This window comes from Allobosea massiliensis (genome assembly GCF_042655245.1).
GTDB classification, from domain to species: Bacteria; Pseudomonadota; Alphaproteobacteria; order Rhizobiales; family Beijerinckiaceae; genus Allobosea; species Allobosea massiliensis.
Genome location: NZ_JBHSLU010000090.1, coordinates 1 through 3,743, shown reverse-complemented (window position 1 = coordinate 3,743; position 3,743 = coordinate 1). Strand labels below are relative to the sequence as shown.

3 protein-coding genes are annotated in these 3,743 nt (G+C 59.3%); 2 read left to right on the top strand and 1 reads right to left on the bottom strand.

Annotated features, from left to right (window positions below; genetic code table 11):
* Nucleotides 1-752 precede the first annotated feature (752 nt).
* On the top strand, nucleotides 753-1,976 hold the full coding sequence (repA, locus tag ACFPN9_RS24420; RefSeq protein ID WP_082735283.1) for a plasmid partitioning protein RepA: 1,224 nt from the start codon (nucleotides 753-755) through the stop codon (nucleotides 1,974-1,976).
* Nucleotides 1,976-2,980 (top strand): plasmid partitioning protein RepB, encoded by a 1,005-nt coding sequence (repB, locus tag ACFPN9_RS24415; protein ID WP_068078782.1) that lies wholly within the window; start codon nucleotides 1,976-1,978, stop codon nucleotides 2,978-2,980. Before repA ends, repB begins: the two co-directional genes overlap by 1 nt.
* A gap of 471 nt (nucleotides 2,981-3,451) precedes the next feature.
* Here repB and ACFPN9_RS24410 read toward each other — a convergent pair.
* A partial coding sequence (locus ACFPN9_RS24410; protein ID WP_377817800.1) for a hypothetical protein occupies nucleotides 3,452-3,743 on the bottom strand: 292 nt, incomplete at its 5' end.

Sequence of the window (3,743 nt, the reverse complement as noted above, 5' to 3'; positions counted from 1 at the left end):
CGGAGAACTCTGAACCTCTTGCTCTTCCATGCCGACCTCCTCTCCAGAGGGGTCAGTTCCTCATGGCGTCAGGGGGGCAGTTTGTCGTGGCGCCTGACAACACGCTCCCGGCAGAGAAAAGCTGGGGCCGGACAGCGTATGAAACACACTAAGCGATCGCCTGCTCGTCGCTCGATCTTTGCAGCTGCAAAGATTGCAAGCACGAACAATCGTGCCGAGCCGTCGCACGCTCTTGAGCCGCGCGCGCGATCCACCCGACAGAGTCCACCAGCCGGTCGCGGTGATCGCATATCGAAGGCCTGCGCCCTCGACCGCACAATCGCAGAATGGTGCCTCCGAGTAAGCGCGACCCTTCGATCGATGGACCCGCATCAGCGGAAAAAGACATTTGACCGTGGGGATGTGAGGGGAGGGGAGGGGAGGGGCTTGTGGCCTATCGGGCCTCTCGTCCCGAGCCGAAACGAGACCGTACCAATCCAGTCGCTCAGGACCCAACAGCCGCCGACACGGACCTCCCACCGCCGAAAAAGTTTGCAGCTGCAAAACCTCTCGCGTCTACTGACCTTGCCGAATCACTACGTCCCGCGCTGGTCGATAGAAGTGGCGGGCACCGCTGAAGCCCTACCGGGTCATACTAACCCGCTGAAATTACAATGTTACGCAATGCGGTGAGTGTGCGTTAACCAATTGTTGTCGATTTCAGGTGGCTTAGTAACGCTTCAAACCGTCTTTTCCGTCGGAAGGAGTGGCCGATGTCGGTTCCTATGCTGGCGACCCCGCCGCAGCGCGTATTCGAGAATCCCGATCTCCTCAATGAGAGCGCTCGACGCCTTGCAAACACACTGAAGAAGCAGCGCATGGCTCACTACGAGCCGGGCGTCGAGAAGACGCTTCGCAAGTTCACCTGCGGCGAAGTGGCAAAGATCATTGGTGTCGCTGACAGCTACCTCCGGCAGCTGACGCTGGAAGGCAAGGGGCCCATGCCCGAAATCCTTCCGAATAACCGGCGGATGTACTCGCTGGAGGATATCAACGCCCTGCGCGCCTACCTCGATACGACCGGGCGCTCGAGCCGCCGTTACCTGAAGCACCGCCGGGGAGACGAACACCTTCAGGTCATCAGCTGCATCAACTTCAAAGGCGGCAGCGCGAAGACAACGAGTGCCGCGCACCTCGCGCAGTACCTCGCGATTCAGGGCTATCGGGTTTTGGCGATCGACGTCGATCCTCAGGCAAGCCTGACGTCATTGTTCGGCCTCCAGCCAGAGATGGATCTCCTGGAGGGGCAATCCCTTTATGGGTCGATCACCTACGACCCGGACGTCTCCCGGCATCCGTCCGAGGTCATCAAGAAAACCTATTTCCCCAATTTGGACCTGATCCCCGCCGCGCTCGAGCTCTCCGAGTTTGAGACCGAAACGGCAAAGACAATGAAGGCCCAAGCGACTGGCAAAACGCCCTTCTTCTACGAGCGCATTGGGTTGACCATCGCGGCCGTGGAACAGGACTACGATGTCGTTGTGCTCGATTGTCCGCCGCAGCTTGGCTACCTCACGATGTCGGCCCTGGGTGCTTCCACATCCCTCGTCATCACGATTCATCCTCAAATGCTCGACGTGATGTCGATGGCGTCTTTTCTCGAAATGGCCGGGGCCACCATCCGCACACTTCGAGACCAAGGCGCGAAAATTGACTTCGACTGGATACGCTATCTGGTCACTCGCTATGAGGCACGAGACCTGCCTCAGCGGGACATGGTCGAGTTCCTGAGGAACATGTTCGGCGACCACGTTTTCAAGAATGAGATGGTCAAGAGCACCGCCATTTCCGATGCAGGCGTGACCAAGCAGACGCTGTACGAAGTCCCTCGCGACGACTTCTCGAAAGATACCTACGATCGCGCGATCGACTCGATGAACGGGGTCAACGGCGAGATCGAGCAGCATATCCTGAAGACCTGGGGGAGGGCCGCCTGATGGGCAAGGAAACTCGTCGCAAACTGCTGACTGTGGACGCCGAAGACGCGGTCCCGGAGCTGTCCGTGGTCGCCGGCACCGCTGTCGCAAAGCCGGCCGGCCGTGAATGGCTTGCCAACGCGAGCGGCCGCACGAAGGAGCCGCACGCACCGGTCAAGGATCTGCAGAATTTGGCAAGCAGGTTCGGACAGACCATGAGGGGTGAGACGGTTGTCGAGATTGACACCGACCTCATCGACCCGTCCTTCATCAGCGACCGTCTCGAAATCACCACTGCAGAGATCGCCGAACTCGCGGACATGATCCGCGAGAAGGGGCAGATGGTCCCGATCCTCGTCAGGACCAACCCGAAGGACGAAGCGCGCTACCAGATCGCGTTTGGTCACCGACGTTGGCGCGCGGCCAAACTGCTCGGGATCAAAGTCAAAGCGGTCGTGCGCGAGTTGACGGATATCGATCTCGTTGTCGCGCAGGGACAGGAGAATAATGCCCGTAGCGATCTCTCCTTCATCGAGAAGGCAAGGTTCGCGACAAAGTTGGAGGACTCCGGATTCAGCCGCAAGATCATCGGCGCCGCCGTTGGTGTCCATGACACCGACCTCTCGACGATGATTGGTACCTATCGGAAACTCCCCGAGCAGATCGTCGACGCTATCGGAAAGGCGCCGAATGTCGGGCGACCACGTTGGACGAAGCTTCAGCAGGCCTTTGCTGACCCGGCAATCATTGAACGTGTTTACGCTCTCGCGGGTACGCCCGAATTTCAGCAGCTCCAAAGCGAAGCGCGGTTTTCTGCCGCTTTCGCAGAGGCCACGAAACGGAACTCACGCGAGGCCAAATCCGCTGAAGATTGGCTGGATCCGATTGGTCGAAAGCTCATTGTTATCGACCGGCGGGAAAAGAAGAGCTCCGTCCACTTCGACACCTCTGTCGACGCGGGCTTCGCCGACTACGTCGTTTCCAAACTCAATGACCTCTATCGGTCATACGCCACCGAAAAATGACCCTGGGCGCCCTCGGGCGCCCAGGCGTCCCCATTGAGTCGGTCTTCACGAGGGTCGCGAAGAGATGCCTTCTAAAGCGATCCTCACGCCGATCTTAGCGTTCGTCCTCCTGGGCAGCACACCATCGTCAGCCCAGGAAAATTACAACCCGAGCCAAATTCGGGTGGTTCGTCAATTAGCGTCCGCTCGTGCAATGGCCGACCTATGCGGCGGATCTATATCGTCAGCACGAACTGCCACAGCGTTGCGCGCCGTCGGCCTTTCAGAGGGTGATCTACAACGGCCCCTGCTACGCGATGAGCTGGCTAAACAACGCATTGCGCTCGTCGATTCCTACGAGGCCCTGGCAATGACAAACGTCGGCCGGCGCGAGGCCTTGCAGCGCCAGTGCGTTGGGCTCGAGCAACTCTACGGCCCTCGAGGGACAGTTATTCCTGGCCTGGCGATTCCGCGGCGATAGGCAAGCTGGCCTCAACGCCAGCCGTCACCCAGTGCGTACTTCGCAAACTGCGCCACGCTCGCGTTCGAGTTGAAACTGCGGGACACGAAGTGAGGGCAAAACACGACCCGCGCTCCGTTCCAGTCGAAGGATCGGAACGCGCCGCCAACGCCGCTTTTGACTTCGACGCCAAAGATCGATGCATAAGCAGGCCAATGCCCCTTTGCGGATTCCGATTCCGACCGGCCATCATTCCGATAATTGACCGGCCGGGATTCCGATAATTCTCCGGCCACCATTCCGATTAATGACCGGCCACCAGCC

Bases quoted from the DNA above. Each gene is read 5' to 3' on its own strand.
- repA (WP_082735283.1), top strand. From the start codon at position 753: ATGTCGGTTCCTATGCTGGCGACCCCGCCGCAGCGCGTATTCGAGAAT.
- repB (WP_068078782.1), top strand. From the start codon at position 1,976: ATGGGCAAGGAAACTCGTCGCAAACTGCTGACTGTGGACGCCGAAGAC.